Annotated in this window: 20 protein-coding genes; 1 reads left to right on the top strand and 19 read right to left on the bottom strand. The window is 61.3% G+C overall.

Annotated elements, in window-relative coordinates; genetic code table 11:
* Positions 1-30: 30 nt before the first annotated feature.
* From BQ9846_RS10650 to BQ9846_RS10585, 14 genes are all read right to left on the bottom strand, one after another.
* Positions 31-249 (bottom strand): DUF1653 domain-containing protein, encoded by a 219-nt coding sequence (locus BQ9846_RS10650; protein WP_075880942.1) that lies wholly within the window; start codon positions 247-249, stop codon positions 31-33.
* Entirely contained in the window at positions 246-1073 is an 828-nt protein-coding gene (gene tcdA, locus BQ9846_RS10645; RefSeq protein WP_075880941.1) for a tRNA cyclic N6-threonylcarbamoyladenosine(37) synthase TcdA, read from the bottom strand. Before tcdA ends, BQ9846_RS10650 begins: the two co-directional genes overlap by 4 nt.
* Positions 1074-1094: 21 nt before the next feature.
* Positions 1095-1871, bottom strand: a complete 777-nt coding sequence (locus tag BQ9846_RS10640) for a pseudouridine synthase (RefSeq protein ID WP_075880940.1) — start codon at positions 1869-1871, stop codon at positions 1095-1097.
* Positions 1872-1995: 124 nt separating this feature from the next.
* Positions 1996-3285, bottom strand: coding sequence for a type II toxin-antitoxin system HipA family toxin (locus BQ9846_RS10635; RefSeq protein WP_075880939.1), 1290 nt, complete (start codon positions 3283-3285; stop codon positions 1996-1998).
* Positions 3278-3556 carry a helix-turn-helix domain-containing protein gene (locus BQ9846_RS10630; RefSeq protein WP_075880938.1) on the bottom strand — a complete coding sequence of 93 codons (279 nt, stop codon included), beginning with the start codon at positions 3554-3556 and terminating at the stop codon, positions 3278-3280. The genes BQ9846_RS10635 and BQ9846_RS10630 overlap by 8 nt, the downstream gene beginning before the upstream one ends.
* Positions 3557-3830: 274 nt before the next feature.
* Positions 3831-4301 carry a hypothetical protein gene (locus BQ9846_RS10625; RefSeq protein WP_075880937.1) on the bottom strand — a complete coding sequence of 157 codons (471 nt, stop codon included), beginning with the start codon at positions 4299-4301 and terminating at the stop codon, positions 3831-3833.
* A gap of 129 nt (positions 4302-4430) precedes the next feature.
* Complete coding sequence (locus BQ9846_RS10620; protein ID WP_075880936.1) at positions 4431-6869, bottom strand: TonB-dependent receptor; 2439 nt, start codon at positions 6867-6869, stop codon at positions 4431-4433.
* 84 nt (positions 6870-6953) lie between these two features.
* Entirely contained in the window at positions 6954-7817 is an 864-nt protein-coding gene (locus BQ9846_RS10615) for an ABC transporter substrate-binding protein (RefSeq protein WP_075880935.1), read from the bottom strand.
* An 83-nt stretch (positions 7818-7900) separates the two neighbouring features.
* A complete protein-coding gene (locus tag BQ9846_RS16705; RefSeq protein WP_075880934.1) occupies positions 7901-8731 on the bottom strand; it encodes a (2Fe-2S)-binding protein in 831 nt (276 codons plus the stop codon).
* Positions 8724-9584, bottom strand: a complete 861-nt coding sequence (locus BQ9846_RS10605) for an ABC transporter ATP-binding protein (protein WP_075880933.1) — start codon at positions 9582-9584, stop codon at positions 8724-8726. The genes BQ9846_RS16705 and BQ9846_RS10605 overlap by 8 nt, the downstream gene beginning before the upstream one ends.
* Before the next feature lie 11 nt (positions 9585-9595).
* A complete protein-coding gene (locus BQ9846_RS10600) occupies positions 9596-10594 on the bottom strand; it encodes a FecCD family ABC transporter permease (RefSeq protein WP_075880932.1) in 999 nt (332 codons plus the stop codon).
* On the bottom strand, positions 10591-11616 hold the full coding sequence (locus BQ9846_RS10595; RefSeq protein ID WP_075880931.1) for a FecCD family ABC transporter permease: 1026 nt from the start codon (positions 11614-11616) through the stop codon (positions 10591-10593). The genes BQ9846_RS10600 and BQ9846_RS10595 overlap by 4 nt, the downstream gene beginning before the upstream one ends.
* 133 nt (positions 11617-11749) lie before the next feature.
* Positions 11750-12736 (bottom strand): FecR domain-containing protein, encoded by a 987-nt coding sequence (locus tag BQ9846_RS10590; protein WP_075880930.1) that lies wholly within the window; start codon positions 12734-12736, stop codon positions 11750-11752.
* A 2-nt stretch (positions 12737-12738) separates the two neighbouring features.
* On the bottom strand, positions 12739-13242 hold the full coding sequence (locus tag BQ9846_RS10585) for a sigma-70 family RNA polymerase sigma factor (RefSeq protein ID WP_075880929.1): 504 nt from the start codon (positions 13240-13242) through the stop codon (positions 12739-12741).
* 215 nt (positions 13243-13457) lie between these two features.
* Between BQ9846_RS10585 and sodC the strand changes: the two genes are divergently transcribed.
* Positions 13458-13988, top strand: coding sequence for a superoxide dismutase family protein (gene sodC, locus BQ9846_RS10580; protein ID WP_075880928.1), 531 nt, complete (start codon positions 13458-13460; stop codon positions 13986-13988).
* A gap of 126 nt (positions 13989-14114) precedes the next feature.
* On the opposite strand, the gene bfr is transcribed toward sodC, so the two are convergent.
* From bfr to lptF, 5 genes are all read right to left on the bottom strand, one after another.
* Positions 14115-14600 carry a bacterioferritin gene (gene bfr / locus BQ9846_RS10575; RefSeq protein WP_075880927.1) on the bottom strand — a complete coding sequence of 162 codons (486 nt, stop codon included), beginning with the start codon at positions 14598-14600 and terminating at the stop codon, positions 14115-14117.
* Positions 14601-14753: 153 nt separating this feature from the next.
* Complete coding sequence (locus BQ9846_RS10570) at positions 14754-14960, bottom strand: (2Fe-2S)-binding protein (protein ID WP_075880926.1); 207 nt, start codon at positions 14958-14960, stop codon at positions 14754-14756.
* Between the two features lie 106 nt (positions 14961-15066).
* Positions 15067-15540, bottom strand: a complete 474-nt coding sequence (locus BQ9846_RS10565) for an RDD family protein (protein ID WP_075880925.1) — start codon at positions 15538-15540, stop codon at positions 15067-15069.
* A 28-nt stretch (positions 15541-15568) separates the two neighbouring features.
* A complete protein-coding gene (gene lptG, locus BQ9846_RS10560; RefSeq protein WP_075880924.1) occupies positions 15569-16633 on the bottom strand; it encodes an LPS export ABC transporter permease LptG in 1065 nt (354 codons plus the stop codon).
* Positions 16633-17709: an LPS export ABC transporter permease LptF gene (lptF, locus tag BQ9846_RS10555; RefSeq protein WP_075881733.1), complete on the bottom strand. Its 1077-nt coding sequence runs from the start codon at positions 17707-17709 to the stop codon at positions 16633-16635. Before lptF ends, lptG begins: the two co-directional genes overlap by 1 nt.
* Between the last annotated feature and the right edge of the window lie 136 nt (positions 17710-17845).

The following is a 17845-nucleotide window of genomic DNA, read 5'->3' as shown; positions in this document are numbered from 1 at the left end:
TAAGCGCTTCCTTGGTTAACCCATGCGAACTTAAAACGCCTTCTCCAGCGCGAAGCGCGGCTGGGTGCGGTCGTCTTTGGTGACGCTTTCAGTGAACATTGTCAGCGGGCGCACCCAGAGGCCGTAATCGCCATACAGTGCCCGATACACCACAAGGGGTTCCTCACTTTCGCTGTGCCGAGCGGTGCCGATCACCTCGTAAAGGCTGCCTTTATAGTGGCGGTAAATACCGGGAACGGGGGCGGTCATGGGCGCTCCTCTGGGGTAGTCGTTGAGTGGGCCGCCCGAGCGCCTTTTTTCGCCAGACGTTCGAGCACTTTGGCGGCGGCGACAAAACCGAAGGTGCCAGTGACAAAGGTCGCGGCACCAAAGCCCGTGGCGCAGTCAAGCCGCGTGGCCTCATTGCCGCCAGGCTTGTGCAGGCACACTTCGCCGTCAGGGGCGGGATAAACCAGCTGCTCGTCGGAGTAAACACACGCCACCGAAAAGCGCCGTTTGGGGTTACGCGAGAAGCCGTAGTCGCGGCGCAGACGCGAGCGCACCTTGGCCAGCAGCGGGTCGTGTTCGGTGCGGGTGAGATCGGCGACCTGAATCCGCGTCGGATCGGTCTGCCCGCCGGCCGCACCGGTCACGGTGATGGGGAGTTTACGTCGCTTGCACCAGGCGATGAGCGCCGCCTTGGCGATCACGCTATCAATGGCATCGACCACATGATCGGCGTCACTGGGGATACGCTCGGCCAGATTGGTCGGGGTGACAAACGCCGTGTCGGCGACAACCTCAATCTCCGGGGCGATCAAGCGGCAGCGCTCGGCCAGCACCTCGACTTTTGGCTGTCCGAAGGTGGTGTTTAACGCGTGGAGCTGCCGATTGACGTTGGAGACGCACACATCGTCCAGGTCAATCAGCGTGAGCTTGCCGATGCCCGAACGCGCCAGCGCTTCCACCGCCCAGCTGCCGACACCGCCCACGCCCACGACGACCACTTGGGCCTGGCGAAACGTCTTGGCGGCGCGCTGCCCATAGAGGCGGCGAATACCGCCAAAGCGAAAGTCGTAATCAGCAGACGACATAGTCCCCCTCAAAATAGCCCTTCAAGATAATGACGTGAGCGCAGTAGCGGCGCTGCGCGGCGGCGTGCGTACGCTATCCAGCGGCAAATGCCCCGCCCAACCCAGGTGGTGAAACAGCGCCGTCATGGTCGCGTCCAGCGCGCAGCTTAGCTGCACGCGTTTGGCCAGCGCCGGGTGGTCGAAAGCCAAATAAGTGGCGGCAAGCAACAGCCTTGGCGCGCTTAGCTTATCGGCAAAAAAATGATTGTGAACACTTTTCCCGTGTTTGGCATCGCCGATAATGGGGTAGCCACGCCGCGACAGATGGCGCCGGATCTGATGGCGGCGCCCGGTCAGCGGCCGCGCTTCCACCAGTGAGTAGCGCGCTTGCGGGTAGCGGTCGACCTGCACGGGAAGCTCGACGCTATCCAGGCAGCGAATATCGGTCATCGCCGGCATCGCGGGCATTTCAGCCTTGGGGCGCGTGCCATCTTCTTCGCGCAGCGGATAGTCCAGGCGCTCCTCGGCGGGCGCTTTGCCGCGCACCACCGCGAGATAGCGCTTGTCGACCTGCCGCTCGGTAAACGATTCGCTCAAGCGCCCCGCCACCTCGGCGGAGAGACCAAACACCATGACACCCGACGTGGGCCGATCCAACCGGTGCACCGGGTAGACCCGCTGGCCGATCTGGTCGCGCAGACGCTGAAGCAGAAATTCGCTCTCGCCCCGCGCCAACGCCGAGCGGTGTATCAAAAGCCCCGAGGGCTTATGCACCGCGACAAGAGATTCATCCTGATAAAGGATGTTCAGTGGCAACATCGCTCCCCCGATAACCGCTCAGCCAGTCATCAACTCAAACCTGCCCTTTGGGCCTTAATGCAGCGCTATTGTCGCGGCTTGGACGATAGATGTCATCTGTTGCGCCAATGAGAAAGCGCCGGTTTCATGCACTCCAGAGTGGGCGGTTTACCTTGTGAACGGCGTCCAGCCGCTGCTGTATATCCCGCCTGACTTGGAGGCTGACGCCGAGTGCCTTGGCGGTTGCATTCCAGCCGCTGATTGCCGCTACGATTTCCTCTATCGCTTGCCTTGCTTCGCTCCAGCGGTTGAAACCAGCCTGATCGGCTAACGCCTGAACGACCTTGAGTGGCGGACCCTTACCATGCCCTTGGAACGCCGTCGCGTGTTCGCCATAGGGGCTGGGGCTGAAGGTCAGATCGTAGCCGGGAGTGGGGCGCCACTGGCCTTCGTCGTCCAAGAGAAACGCCCAGTTCTTGCTGTGGTCGTCCTGGTTGCAGGCGAAAAGGTTGAAGATGCAGCGACGAAACAGCTCTCGTCCCACGGCAGGGCTGCCGCACAGAACTTGGCCGGCCTTGATGAGGTCCTCGTAATCCAGCGATGGCAGGCGAAAGTCGGCATCCAGCAGCCCGCAGGCACTGATCATGTGGTAGCGCCCGGATCGCTCGCTACAGTCGAAGCGTCGCAGTGCCAGCCAGGCACGTGCCGGAGAGTCCTCGGGCGGCGTGATCAGTTTCCAGCACGGGGTTTCGATGCCGGCCTGCTGGGCAAGGGTCAAGTACGCGGCTTCACATAAACCTTCTTCATGTCCCAATGCCAGCGCGCCGGATGTGAACTTGACCAGCCAGGGCTCCCACCCTTCGCGGGGGTGTGTGCTGGCCTGATCGGTGGAGTCCGAGGAAAGGTACACCTGCACCTTGGGGCGAGCCCCGCCCGAACTGCCGGCCTGGGCCAAGGTGGCAAGCACGGTATCAGTTTGGCCCTCGAAGAGACGACGAGCCTGCTCGCCTAATTCGCCCAGGCTACACTCAGGCGCGGCTTCGCCGATAGCACCAAGCGCCAATACCGGACGGTAGCTCAGGGCGCCCATGCCATGCTCGCCGACGAAAGCCAAGCGGTCCAATGCCGTCACGTCATGAGGCGCGATGCCGTGCTGGCGAAACAGGCGATCCATCAGCATCATCCCCCAGCCATCCGGCAGCGAGTCGGCAAACAGACCATGAAGCCCCCGGTGCGGGGTGGGTGGAGCGGCATGCAGCCGGGTATCGAACGCCAGCTGAAACGGCGAGAGGCTATGGTAGGTGCGGTAGTAAGCATCGTCATACTGAAAAAACACGCCCTGGCGGCTCTGCGCCAGCCGACCCACCCGCACGTGGCGGCCATCGCTGAGGCAACGGTGCACGTCCAACTGCCGCACGGGAACGAAATCAGTCATCGCGCAGCACCTCCTCGATGCTGCGGGGTGTATCCGACGTAGGCGCCGCCAACACTGCCACGCGCTCCAGCCGATCAACGCACTGCCACAGCAGCAGGAACTGGCGCAGCGAGATTTGCCCTGTGGTTTCAAAGCGCTTGATCGTCGGTGCCGGCACCCCGCTGCGCTCGGCCAGGGCGCTACGTGACCATTTCAGTTCGCGCCGGCGGCGACGAACGGCATTGGCCAGCTCATGCTGGATGTCGCTTGCAGTGAGTAGAGAAAGGCGCATACTGAACTCTATATTGGATAATATAATATCCATTATATCGAAAAAACAGACTTAATAGTTACAATGTTATCCATTTATTTCGAACCAACGTTCAACGCCGGTGAGTAGGCTGACAGATGGCACACTGCTCCCATGAAGCACGCAGCGAAGGAGAGACCGCCTGGTCCTCCTTGAGCCGCTACCGAAATAGCTTTCCACCGGCCACGTTACCGGTGGCCTATAGCACTACCGCGTTTGCTACCGGCACGATAGCGGCTACATGGTAGTGACTACATCAGTGAAAGGTCACGGCCAATGAGACGCGGTGCTGATCACCGAATGGCAGTGAAGGCCAGTTGAGATAATCGGCAAAAAAGGCCGCCTGGCGCGAATGGTCAATGAGCACCGAAACGCACTCCCCCAACCCACAGCAGTGTTGCGAGGCGGTGTGATGGCCATCATCCTGCAAATACGACAGCGCGCGGTAGATCACCCGCTCCACTGCCGCGCTGTCACCGTGATCCGCCAGAACACCCGATAGCAGAATAGCGGATAGCGTAAGTTCAATATGCAGGCATGGCTCATCGGGGGCGCCCTCCAGGCAGGCTAGCTCAAAGGCACTGCCCGCCAGCGCGATCACCTCACGCCACTGCCCCTGTTCACTGTGAGTGCGTGCGTTCTCCATCCAGCGCAGCCAGAGATCTTTTTTGGCTTCCAGCGGGAATCTGGCGAAATGCTGACGATGCATGGGACACAGAAATTGCATGGGAGGCTCGCTATAATACAAATACTAATGATAATAGTTTTTATTTGATACTATTTCAACCGAAAAGCAAAAGGGATGATGGCGAACCATCATCCCGAGCACAGTACATTCAGAAAACGCGGACGTACGTTAGAACTCTGCCTGCAGGGAAACGCGAGCAGTACGCGATGCCCCCGGGGTCACCCGGCCATAAGGGTAGTTGCCGAGGGTACCCCAGGCGCCGCCACCCACGTAGTACTCCTCGTCGGTCACGTTCTCCACGTTGAAGCGCAGCGTCCAGTCCAGATTTTGCGCCTTGAAGCCATAACGGGCACCCAGGTCCAGGCGGGTATAGTCGTCGATGCTCCACACGTTGTTGCCGTCCAGGTAGCGCTCGCCTTCATGGTAGGCACCGCCGGTGAGCACAAGGCCCGGCATAGGCAGCCTGTACTCGCCGTAGAGGCTGGCGCTGAATTCCGGCACTCCGGCAACGTCCTTGCCGTTTAGGCTGTCGTCACCGGTGTCTTCCTGCTCGGCATCTAGCCACATCAGCCCGGCAATCAAGCGCAGGCGCTCGGTGATATCGCCGCGAGCACTGAGCTCCAGGCCGGTATGCACTTGCTCGCCATCCTGCACGTAGGTGTTGCTAGCATCGGTGTACTCCAGGCCTTTCTCCGCGCGGAAAATCGCCCCGCTGAGCAGCAGCCGATCCTCCATCAGCGCCATCTTGGCGCCCAGTTCAAGCTGATGGCTATCCAGCGGGTCCATGAACTCGTCGGCGTTGGTCGCCGACGCGGGCGCGCGGCCGCCCTGCTCCACCCCTTCGGCGTAGGAGAGATACACCTGGCTGCCGGGACGCGGGAAGTAGCTCAGCGCGGCCATGGGCAGGAAAGTGTTCTCGTCGTAGCGATCCTCGCGATTCTCGCTTCCGGTGGCATCATACTTGCGGTTTATCAGGCGCGCGTAGCGTCCACCTGCGGCCAGCGCCCAATGCTCGCCGAAGGCCATGTCGTCAAGTACGAACAGGCCGTACTGCTCAAAAGCGTTGCGAAGCACCGGGTCCCCCGGCTGCTTGCCGCTGGGGGCAAGCTCGACAGGATCGAAGACATTGCTGGTGCCGACGAACTCCCAGCTGAGCGTATCGTAGTGCAGCTCGGCCTCGGACCAGTCCGCGCCCGCCACCAGGCGGTGCTGCACGGCACCGGTGTCGAAGCCGCCTTCCACGGCAGTGCGGTGCGACCAGGTCGGGCGCTCACCCCGTTCCCAGTGCTCGTAGACGTCCCAGTCGCCGTTGGCGCTCGCATCCCAGGGCCAGGCGCGATGGTCGCTGCGGTAAAGGTCCTGATAGGCGGTGCGGCTGGTCAGGCGCCAGTCGGCATTGATATCCCAGACCAGGCCCGCCATGTAGGTCTCGGTTTCGGTCTCGTAATCGGCCCAGTCCTGGCCGATGAAGGTATCCGGATCAAGGTCGAAAAACTCGCCGGTGACGGGAATGGGCACCCCCATCATGGTGGTGATACTGCGGTCGTAGTGCTCGTAGGAGGCCTCCACCAGCAGGTCATCGGTTAAGCGGTAGTCGGTGAACAGGGAGAACACCTGACGGTCGCCGTCGACCTCGTCAACAAAGCTCTCGGTGTCCTCGCCGGCCATCACTACCCGATAACCGAAGCGCTGCTCCTCGCCCAGTCGGCCGCCGACATCCACCTGGCCGTAGAGCAGGCCGTTGCTGTCGGCATCGACGGTCACCGAGCGGTAAGGCTCATCGGTGGGTCGCTTGCGCACGTAGTTGATGACACCGCCGGGAGGGGCAAAGCCGAACTCGAAGGCTGCCGGCCCCTTGAGCACCTCCACGCTTTCCTTGTTGTCGATCAGCTGCTCGGCCTGGTTGTTCATGGGCAGGCCGTCGATGAAGTAGCTCTGGACGTTGCTCAGCCCGAAGCCGCGGATGGCGAAATTGTCGTACCAGCCGACCTTGGCGTCCGGGGCCAGCACGCTGGGGTCGTTCTTGACCACCTCGCGGGTGCTGAGTGCGCGCTGGTTCTCGATCAGCTCCTGCTCGTAGACCTGGACGCTGCGCGGAATCTCCACCAAGGGGCGGTTCCAGATGCCGGACAGCTGCGGGCGCTCGTAGGTGTTGGCATAGCCGTTATGCAACGCAGAAGCTGAACTGCCCGTCACCATAATCGGCTCGAGTGACATTGTCTCGTCATCCGGGCTCTCCACGAGGGTGACGCTGTTGGCACCGGTGGCGCGGTAGCTCAAGCCACTGCCGGCGAGTATTTCTCGCAGGCCCTCCTCCGGCGAGTACAGTCCTTCCAGACCCTGGCTGGTCTTGCCCCAGGTCAGTTCGGAAGAAACGGAGAGATCGATGCCGGCAGCGAGGGCGAAGCGGTTGAGCACGGCATCCAGGGAGCCACCGGCGATGTCATACTGCCGCTTTGCGCTGGCCTGCTCTTCACTGGCACCCGCCTGTGCCAGTGCCTGCAAGGGAGTCGCGGTACCCAGGGCAACGGCAATACCCAGCGCCAGTAGAGAAAGCTTGTGTACGGGCGGTTTTTGCGGTCTTGAAAGCGGGGAGATGGAGCACATGGAATGATTCCTCGAAAGTGAACTGATCGGTTCCATCTCCTCTTCCGAACGAAAGCGCAAAACCCGTAATGATTCTCAAGAAAATTACGGGGCCAACCGGCTGTCCAGCGCGTGTTTGGCTTCCCGGAGCATTTCCAGCGCGCCCAGCGGTCCGTGATTGGTCCAGGCAATGCCCTGCACGCCTGCCCGACGCCCCTCCTTTACCGCAGCGTTGCGCTGCCAGATCGGATGACGGAGGTATTGGGCCAACGGCTCCTCCAGGTTGTACTGGATGAAAAAGAGAAAATCGGCTTCAACCCCCGGAACCCGTTCCAGGGAAAGATCGTTGATGGCGTTTGGGCTGTCCGGCGTCACCGAGGCGTTCTCGATGGGTACCAGCACATTGAGCCCCGCCTCTTCCAGCAATTGCCCAGCATTGGACCCCGGGCCATAGAGCCAGCTGGAAAACTGCCGGGGGCGAATGATCACGATGTCGGTGCCACCATGGGCCTGGCGGATCTCATCCTGGAGATGGTGAAGCTCGCCAAGCAGGGTCTCAGCCTGCCTTGTGGCGCCCAGCACCTGGGCAACCTGGCGCAGCACCGGGCGAAAATCCCGCTGGCCGGTCGTCACAACAAAGGTGGGCGCAATCAGGGAAAGTCGGCGATACAAGGTCTCGGCCTGCCAGGGGTAGGCGATGATCAGGTCCGGCTCCAGCACGGCAATGGCTTCCAGGCTTGGCTCGGTCGGCGTGCCGATGGAGCGTATTCCCAGCTCACGCGCCGGATCGCTGATCACCGGTGGCCAGGCCGCCTCAGCCTGGGCATCCCCAAGACCCCAGCTGGTGCTGGCCACCGGCGGGCGACCCAGCGCAATCAGACTGTCGGTAAGTTCCGACGGCTGCAGGGAGACAATGCGCTTGGGCGGCTCGGGCAGCACCGTCTGGCCGAAGGCATGGTCGAAGGTCATGGGGAAACGACCCTGCTCCGTACTCGAGGCGGAAGCCACCCACCCCAGCAGCAGGATAAGAATCCATCGCCAGCCAGACCTGATCATGCCTTGCCCTCCGCAATCCGGGCATCGAAATGCTGGGCCCAGCGTTCCTGCCGGTCGGTTTTGCTGCGTAGCGGACAGGTAAAGCAGAACCGGCGCTCGCTGCGGGTGTAGAACAGGCAGCAGGTATTGCGGACGCGGTGGTGGAAGACCCGACCACGATGGGGAAAGGCACGGAATCCATCCCGTCCCCATAGGGGCGGTCCGCCATGGCCAAGCATCTCGCCGTAACGGAAGCCGGTCTCCTGGCCCCATCTCTCGCTGGCATACCACCAGCCGCCCACCACCGCCAGGTCAGCCACCACGCGCAGCTGCGTACGCAGTCCCCGTCGGGCCGGTTTGGCCAGCACCCGGGCCAAGGGCAGATAGATATCATGCAACTGCTGCAGCAGGCGATCCCGTAGGGCCTCCAGTGAAGCCAGGACCTCTGCCTGGGGGTGGTCGGCGTGCGGATCATCCGCCAGGCAGGCAAAGCGGGTATCAGCCACCACCGGCGCGGAGCAGGTGCCGTCTTCATCAAACGCGACCCAAACCGCCTCCGGGCCCACCAGGGGCACCCGGTGGTGAACGGCGAAGCTGCCCACGAAAGCCCAGACCGTGTGTTCGACCGTTTTCTCGAACAACCAGGCGGCGCCGAAGCGCGGATCTTCACTGTCCCAGACCTCCGGCAGTCGGGCCATCAGCCAGTCGAGCTTTGCCTCTGAACGGGCCAGGTCTGCCAGGGAGCCATAGCCATCCGGCGGCTGCGATGAAAGCTGTGGTCCTTCGCCCTCGTGCACCAGTGCCAGGAATGTCTGCGCCAGCGGGCTCTGCTCCATACCGTCAGCCATCCTGGGACTCCCGCTGCTGGGTTGGCCATGGCCTCGCGGCCTGCGCCACCGGCTTCTCCGGCACTGGGGATTCGGCCGCTGATCTGGGGATCACCATCGGGCTGCCGGTGAGTGGATCGGGAATCACCACACTGTCGATGGCGAACACCTTTCTGACCAGTTCCGGCGTCACCACCTGCTCCGGTGCTCCCGCCGCCTGAACCGAGCCGCTGCCCATGGCAATGAGGTGATCGGCGTAACGGCTGGCCTCGTTGAGGTCGTGCAGGACCATGATGATGGTGGTGCCCCGCTCCCGGTTGAGCCGGTGCAGCAGATCCAGCACTTCCAGACGGTGGGCGATGTCCAGGAAGGTGGTCGGTTCGTCCAGCAGGAGAATGTCGGTTTGCTGGGCCAGCGCCATGGCGATCCACGCCCGCTGGCGCTGCCCGCCGGAAAGCTCGTCCATGGGCCGGTGCTGCAGGTCCAGGGTGCCGGTCAGGGTCAGGGCCTCGGTCACCGCCTGCTCGTCTTCTTCCCGCCAATAGGCAAACAGACCCTGGTGGGGGAAGCGGCCACGACCCACCAGATCCCGGACCGTAAGGCCCTCGGGAGTCACCGGCGATTGGGGCAGCATCCCCAGGCGCCGGGCCAGTTGGCGGGTGGGCAACCGGTGTAGGGATTTGCCATCGAGCAATACCTGCCCGGCGTCCGGAGTGAGCAGGCGCGCGGTGGCCTTGAGCAGGGTTGACTTGCCGCAGGCATTGGCACCGACGATCACCGTGATGGCACCCTCGGGAAAGGCCACGGACAACTCGCCGATGACCGGTCGCCCGGCGTATCCCAGAGTCACTTGTTGTGCGCGTAAATCGGGCATGGTTGAGTTCCTCAGGCCTTGCGGTTTTCTTTGTACAGGAGATACAGGAACAGCGGCGCACCGGTGGCGGCGGTAATCAGGCCGACCGGCAGGGTGACCGGAGCCAGGGCGTGCCGGGCGATCATTTCCGAAAGCAATACCAGGCAGGCACCGGTCAGTCCCGACAGCATCAGCACACCGAGAGTCAGTGGCCCGGCCAGAAGCCGGGCGATGTGCGGCGCCACCAGGGCCACAAATGCAATGGGTCCCGCCAAGGCCACCGCGGCCCCCGCCAGACAGGCGCCGATCAGCAACAGCAGGCCCCGGTCCCGCTCCACCACCAGCCCCAGTGCCCGGGCACTGTCATCGCCCAGTTGCAGCAATTGCAGGCGGCGCAGGAGGATCATGGTCACAGGCGTGGCCAGCAACAGGGTGGCGCCGAGCCAGGCCAGCAACGGCCACTGCACGGCGGAGAGCGAGCCGGCCAGCCAGACCAGCGCCGGCGTCACTGACTCCACCGGGAAGCGAACAATCATGAAGCTGGTCAGGGCCCCCAGAATGGCATTGATGCCGATACCCACCAGCACCAGTCGGTTGCCGGCAATGCCCGCCTTCCAGGCCAGCACGTAGATGGCGGCCGCTGTAACCAGGCCGCCCCCGATTGCCGCCAGGGGGACCAGGGCCAACGCCGTGCCGGTGGCGATCAGGGCCACGGCCGCCAGCCCCGCCCCGGCATTGATACCGATGATATCCGGTGCCACCAGGGGGTTACGCACCAGGCCCTGAAACAGGCAGCCGGACAAACCCAGGGCGAATCCCACCATTAGAGCGCCCAGCGTTCGGGGTAAACGAAGCTCGAACAGCACCATGGCCTCAACCGCTGAGAGACTGTCGAGTAGCGCGCTCACTGGCGATGTCGGATAGACCCCGAGCGTCAGGGACCAGCCGGCGAACACACCAACCAGCAATACGGCCACCAGGCAAAGCCAACTGGCACGGGACCAGACCCCGATCTTAACGGCATGGCTCATAACTGCATGACCTTGTGCCGACGGACCACGAGAATGAGCACCGGTGCACCGATCAGGGCCGTGACGATGCCGGCCTGCAACTCGCCGGGTGCTACCACCACCCGCCCCAGGGTATCGGCCGCCAGCAGCAACGCCGGCCCCGCCAGCAGACAGCCGGGTATGATCCAGCGATAATCCGGCCCCATCAGCAGGCGCACCAGATGGGGTACCGCCAGGCCCACAAACCCGATGGGCCCGACCGCTGCCACGGACGCCCCGCACAACAATACCGTCGCCAGGGTTGCCAATGAACGAATTCGCCGGGTGTCCTGCCCGAGCGCAGTTGCCACCTGTTCCCCCAGGTTCAGGGCATTGAGCTGGTGGCTGATGGCCAGGGCCAACACCAGCCCCACAAAAAGAAACGGCAGGGTCAGCGCGCTGTCTGACAGGGACTGGCCGGCAATGGACCCGGCCAGCCAGAAGCGGACTTCGTCCAGGGTTTGCTGGTCAAAAATCAGAATGCCGCTGACCCAGGCCGACAGCAGGATCCCGACCACCGTGCCCGCCAGTGCCAGCTTCACCGGCGTGGCGCCACTGCCGGCCGAACCGATCAGGTACGTCAGGGTCACCGCCCCAACCGCACCCAGAAAGGCGGCGATCACCAGAATGAGGGGGCTTTCCAGCCCCACCACAAAGGACAGGGTAACCACAGCAAAGGCCGCGCCGGCATTGAGCCCGAAGATGGTGGGTGAGGCCAGGGGGTTGCGGGTGACCGCCTGCATCAGGGCGCCGGCCACGGCCAGGGCGGCGCCCACCAGGATGGCAAGCAACACCCGGGGCAGTCGCAGGGTGCGTACCACCAGGTGTTCGTCGGAGCCATTGTAGGCCACCAGGCTTTCAATCACCGTGCCTGTGGACAGGGGCAAGGAGCCGATGCGCAAACTGGCAATAACCGCCAGCAGCATCAAGACAGCAAGCCCCGCCATCAGCAAAGGCTGGCGGCGAGCCGGGGTGTTTTCCACGATCTGGGAGGGCATTTGCATGGTAGGGCAACAACGGCCAGGTGTCGGATTCGTCGGTTCTACCTACTCTTCCGAACGAAATCGCAAAACCCGTAACGTTATTCTTAAAAAAATTGAGGGCTCTGCTCACTGCCGGTGAATACCGGCAGCGACCTCAATGGGCGGGAACCACCTTCACCCAGTAAGCCGTGCGGTAACTCAGCTCCACGGGCAGGCTCCGGGCCAGGCTTTCCAGGGCGCGGTCGGCGTTTTCCAGGGAAAAGACACCACTGATGGTGAGATCGGCCACGGCGCTATCGCAAAGGGTGAAACCGGGCCGGTAGCGGGCAATTTCCTCGACAAAATCCGCAACCCGCATTCCCTCGGCCACCAGCTTGCCCTGACGCCAGCTGGTGGCCCCGGCTTGCAGGCGCTGGGGTGCATCGGCTTGGGTGCTGTCGAAGCGGGCCTGCTGACCGGCCCCCACCCGCTGGATCTGGCCGCTTCCAGCGGGACGGGCTTCCACTGCCCCTTCCAGCACCGAGACCTGGATATGCCGCTCGTTCTGACGAACGTTGAACTCGGTCCCCAGGGCCACCAGTTCCCCGAAACGGGTCGTTACCGAAAACCGCCGGCGTGGCGATTCCGGGCCTGTCGCCACCAGGATTTCCCCCTGATGCAGCTGAATGCGGCGCTCCCGGGCGGAAAAGTCGATATCCACGGCGGTGTCCGTGTTCAGGACCAGCCGGGTGCCGTCTTCAAGGGTAAGTTCCCGGGTTTCCCCCACCCCGGTGCGGTATTGTGCGAGCAGACTGCCGCCGAGCCGAGTCCGGGAGGCGCCCAGCCAGGCAGCAGTCAGGCCAGCGGCCATGAATATTGATAAGTTCAGGAACTGGCGCCGCGATGTCACCGCCTTGTGAGCGCGCTCCAGCACCTTTGTGCCACCGGCGTTCGCCGGTAACGAAAACTTCCCCGATACCTGGCACATCCGCTGCCAGGCCCGTTCGTGCCGGGGGTCCTGCTCACGCCACTGCTGGCAATTGGTGCGGTCCTGCTCGCTGACATCATCGGCCAATAGCCGTGCCATCCAGCCCGCTGCGGTTTCAATGTGGTCGATATCGCTCTGGGCCGGTTCACGGCCGTAGGGGCGCAGACTGCCCATGCTCAGTCCTGCTCCAGGGCCAGGCAGCAGGCGGCCAGGCCACGCGCCACGTATTTTTCCACCGAGGAAACCGACACCGCCAGCTCACGGGCAATGGCGGCGTAAGGGAGACCGTCAAGTTGCCGCAACAGCAGCGCCTTGCGCACTTTAACCGGCAGACCATCAAGCAACCACTCGATCTCCACCAGGGTTTCAATGATGGCGTGGTGGGTTTCCGGGCTGGTGGCCACCGCCTCCGGCAGCTGGCTCAGGGTTTCCAGGTAGGCTTCTTCAATCCTCTGGCGCCGAAAGGCATCAATCATCAGCCCCTTGGCAACCCGGGTCAGGTAACGCCGGGATTCCCCCGAAGGCGGGTAGTTGCCGGTCTTCAACAGGCGCAGGAAGGTATCCTGGGCCAAGTCTGCCGCGGTTTCTGAACAGCCGAGGCGGGAATACAGCCAGCCCCGCAACCAGGACTGGTTTTCCCGGTAGAGGCTGTTGAGAGGGTGTGTATCGGCTGAAGACATCAGAAAGACGATCTCAGAGCGCTGCAATTAAAATTAATGATAACCATTGCTATATGCAATAGCAAATAGATTCACGTTCGGTTCACACGTGTGTCGCTTTGAATAGCAATTGGCTTAGGTGCCAAAGCACTGGCTGGCAGGTTCGTCACCTGGCGGCTACCTTAAGGGGAGGAAGTGATAGCGAAATTTTCCTGCACACAAGAGGAGAACACAGCATGCGCTATTCAGTACCGCTGACAGGCATTGCGGCTGCCCTACTACTGGCCACCTCGGTGCAAGCGAACGACACGATCGAGGTAGATATGCACCGGGTGAGCGCCGACGGGATGGATGAGTCGATCGGCCGCGTCACCATCGAAGCTAACGAGCATGGCTTATTGCTGACGCCGTCGCTGACAGACTTGCAACCCGGCGTTCACGGCTTCCATGTTCACCAAAATGCTAGCTGCGAACCGGCTAAAGACGGTGAGGGCAAGATGACCGCCGCGCTCTCCGCAGGCGGCCACTACGATCCTGAAGACACCGGCACCCACCAAGGGCCTTACGCAGACGGCCACTTGGGCGACCTTCCGGCCCTGACGGTTAATCAAGACGGCGAGGCAAACCTGCCGCTATTAGCCCCGCGTCTCAACATGGAAGACATACAAGGGCGCGCGCTCATCATTCACGCCGGAGGCGATACCTACGCTGATGAGCCGCACCTTGGCGGCGGTGGCGCGCGCGTGGCCTGTGGCGTGGTGAAATAACGTCCATTTACGGCAATAGCTGATGAGATGGCGTAGCATTCATACGAACCGCACCAGCAAAAAACGGGCAGCTTAAAAGCTGCCCGTTTTTTTGGTGTTTCAACTGGATGCTGAAACTGGCGCGGTTTACTCTTCGTCGCCGGCCATCTGCATCTGGCGCTGTAGGTAGTTTTCGATACCCACTTGCTCAATCAAGTGCAGTTCGGTTTCGATATTGTCGATGTGGCCCTCTTCATCGGCGAGCAGGTCGCGCAGCAAGTCGCGCGAGACATAATCCTTAACGCTTTCGCAGTAGGTGATCGCTTCGATGTAGTCTTTGCGCCCATCGTGCTCAATTTTGAGATCGCACTCCAACATCTCTTTGACGTTCTGGCCAATATGCAGCTTACCTAGATCCTGCAAATTGGGTACGCCCTCCAGAAACAGAATGCGCTCCATCAGCTTGTCGGCATGCACCATCTCTTCGATGGACTCTTCATACTCCCATTTAGCCAGCGCCTTGAGGCCCCAATCTTTGTACATCTTGGCGTGCAGGAAGTACTGGTTGATGGCGATAAGTTCGTTAAACAGCGCTCTATTCAGGTATTCGATAACCTTGATATCACCTTTCATACTCTTACCTCTTGAGTCGCGCGGGATGGTCAAAGGAAGTATAGGCCACCAAAAGGCGAAACTCCCAGCGTTAGTGGGAGTATAGGAAAGAAGATGAAAAACTCAAATAAATCATAAACTTGCTAAAAGAAACTACAATGATAGAGATTCGCATCAAACTGCGTAAGCGAGACTCATATCGGCTTCTGCACGCGCCTCCTGAACGGCTTCGCGGGTCAGAGATTTGGCAAAACAGGCGCACTTACCGCACTGCGTGCCACAGCCGGTGGCTTCGCGCACATCACGCCAGCTACGTGCGCCATCGCTCACTTGCTGGCGGATTTGATGGTCAGTGACTCCCTTACATACGCAAACATACATAGCGGCACCTCATGAAAGCATGAGACGAATGTAAATGATTCGCATACATCTCTGCAAGTCATAATCGCACGCTTTCACGATTTTTTTGTGTGACCTTGGTCTACAGCTACTTTTTGGGTAACACCACCGTGCGGGTGCCAGAAACAAGATCCGGCCAACTGCGGCGCTCGCTATCAAACATCACCCACCAGTAGCCCAGCCCCAACGCCGCAAGCGACACCCACGCCACCAGACAGCGGATAATGCTCTGCCCTACGGTAATGCTGTAGCCATCGACGGTCTGCACGCGCAAACGCCACGACTGCATGCCCAATGTCATCCCCCCCCGGGTCCATGAAAAGGTAAAAAAGCCCATGGCGGAGAGCACGAGAAGCAGCCGCAGCGTCCAGATTTCAATGGCGTGGGTGCCCACCTCTTCCGCACTCTGCCCCACGACAAAACGGAAAAAGGCCACATGCGCCACCGTCACGGCGACCCAAATGGCAGCAACCAAAAAACCGTCGTAGATTAACGCGCCGAGACGGCGTGCAAGCGGCGCGGGCCATACGCTATCAAGCTGGGTAAAACGTCGTTGTGGCATGGAGTTATGTCATCATCAATAGGTGGATTCAGCCGTTGCGGCGCAAAAAATAGAGCCCGGCCGCGGCACAGGCAAGGGTAGGCACAAGCACCGCCCATACCGGCGAAAAACCAAAAATCGTCGACGCCGGGGCAAGCAAGTCTTGGGTGTACTTAAATAAAAGCCCCGTCACCACCCCGTAAAACACCCGGGTACCGGCCGCCACCGTGCGCAAAGGGCCGAAAACGAACGAAGCGGCGATCAACACCAGCGAGGCCATGGTCAGCGGCATCAGCATTTTCTGCCAAAAGTAGAGCAGTGGCTCATCGGCTTGCTGGCCCTGCGACTGCAAAAACTGCGCATAGGCGTACAACTCGCTAGGTGACTGACTTTCGATATCGCGTAGCAGCCGCTCCAGTTGAGTGGGCGTGAGGTCTGTTTCCCACGCTAACGTATCAAAACGCTGCGCCCGAGTGTGGTCATCATAAAGCTCGGTGACCGTGACGTTTTCCAACTGCCACTCGCCGTTTTCCCATGCGGCACGCCAGGCGTGGGCCGCTTCAACGAGCTGGCCTTCATCAAAGCGGTAGCGGGTGAGATCGAGCACGACGTTATCCGCCCGAATCGCTCCAAAGCGATAAATACTATCGCCCTCTATCTGCCAGCCGCTGCGACTGGTGAGCACGGCCCCTTCGCCTTGGCGCTGCTCTAATTTCCACGCCTCGGCGTACTGCTCGGTACGCGGGCTAACATACTCGGCCACCAGCAGCACCACGACGACCACTAGGAGCACGGGTTTCATCACGCCCCAGACGATGCGCGTAAGGGAGCGCCCCGCCGCGCGCATCACGGTCAGCTCATTGCTTGAGGCCATGCTGCCCAGGCCAATCAGCGCGCCAATCAGCACCGCCACCGGGGCGTACTGATAAAAGCGCCAGGGCAGGCGCATGAGCAGATAAAACAGCACGTCGAGCGCGCTATAGCCCTGCTGCACATCACCCAGCTCGTCTAAGTAAGCAATGGTGATGTCCAGCCCCAGCAGTACGATTTGCACCACCACAATGGCCGCGAGCACGTTGCGCCCGATGTAGCGGTCTAAACGATCCATCACCACTAGCGCATCCCCTTGCGTTGCGAGTGCCACAGCAGCAGCAAGCCCAGCCCCAAAAACAGCCCATGCACGGGCCATACGCCAATCGCGACGGGCCATGCGCCGCTACCGATGGTGTCCACCGCCGCCAGCAGTAGGCTTAAATAGGCGACATACAGAAATACCGCCGGCAACAGCTTAGCGAAGCGCCCTTGACGTGGGTTTACCTTGGAGAGCGGCTGTGCCATTAGCGCCAGAATAAAGACCATCAGCGGCAGCCCTGCCCGCCACTGCCACTGTGCTGCCGCGCGGGGGTCGGAGCTGGCCAAAAGCGCGGGCGTGGAAGCTACTTCGAATGAATCTAGCGCTTGGCGCTCGCGAGTTGCCCCCAGGCGCAGTGTGTAGCGCTCAAAGATTAAACGCTGTGCCTCAAATCGTCCGGGAGTCACGCCGTAGCGTTCACCTGCCTCCAGCACCAAAAAACGACTGCCGGTATCCTCGCGGATCTCCTGATACCCCGACGCCGCCCGGGTAACGTAGTTGTGCACGTCTTCGCCTCGGTCGCCGAGTTCGTGGACAAAGACGTTTTCCATTGTCTTACCGTCGTTTGAAAACCCACTAATATAGGCTGTTCGCCCCTGGCCAAACTCTTGAAAACGTCCGGGCGCGAGCACGGAAACATCCAAGCGGCTGCGCTGTTCCTCCAGCATCGTTTCCGTGTTTAGCGTACCCACAGGCGTCAACCACAGGCTGCACAGCCCCACCAACACGGCAACTACCGTGGCCGGCAGCAGCGTCACTTTTAAGAGCCGCGTCGGACTGATGCCGCACGCCACCATGACGGTAATTTCGCTGTTCATATAGAGCTGGCCGTAGGCGAGCAGAATGCCCAGGAAAAACGCCAGCGGTAGAATCAACTCCATAAATCCCGGCAGATGAAACAGCATCAAATTGCCCAGGATAGTGACGGGAAAGTCGCCTTCCGCCGCGTTAGAGAAGTAGCGGATAAAACGGCTGCCCATGATCACCAGCAGCAGAATGCCGGCCACCGCCGACATGGTCAGCAACACTTCGCGGGTTAAATAGCGAAATAAAATCAACGCGCTCTCCGGCCAATCGTGCAGGATGCTATGCAATCGTACTCATGCAATGTACCCAGGGCTTGGGTACACTAATCGCAGATAGCGCACTTTACATCTACGTAGCCGCGCATTATCCCGAATCCTTCGATACTTG

Source organism: Vreelandella massiliensis, assembly GCF_900155385.1.
Lineage (GTDB): Bacteria > Pseudomonadota > Gammaproteobacteria > Pseudomonadales > Halomonadaceae > Vreelandella > Vreelandella massiliensis.
Note: the sequence above shows the minus strand (reverse complement) of the source record. Positions and strands in the feature narration are given on the sequence as shown.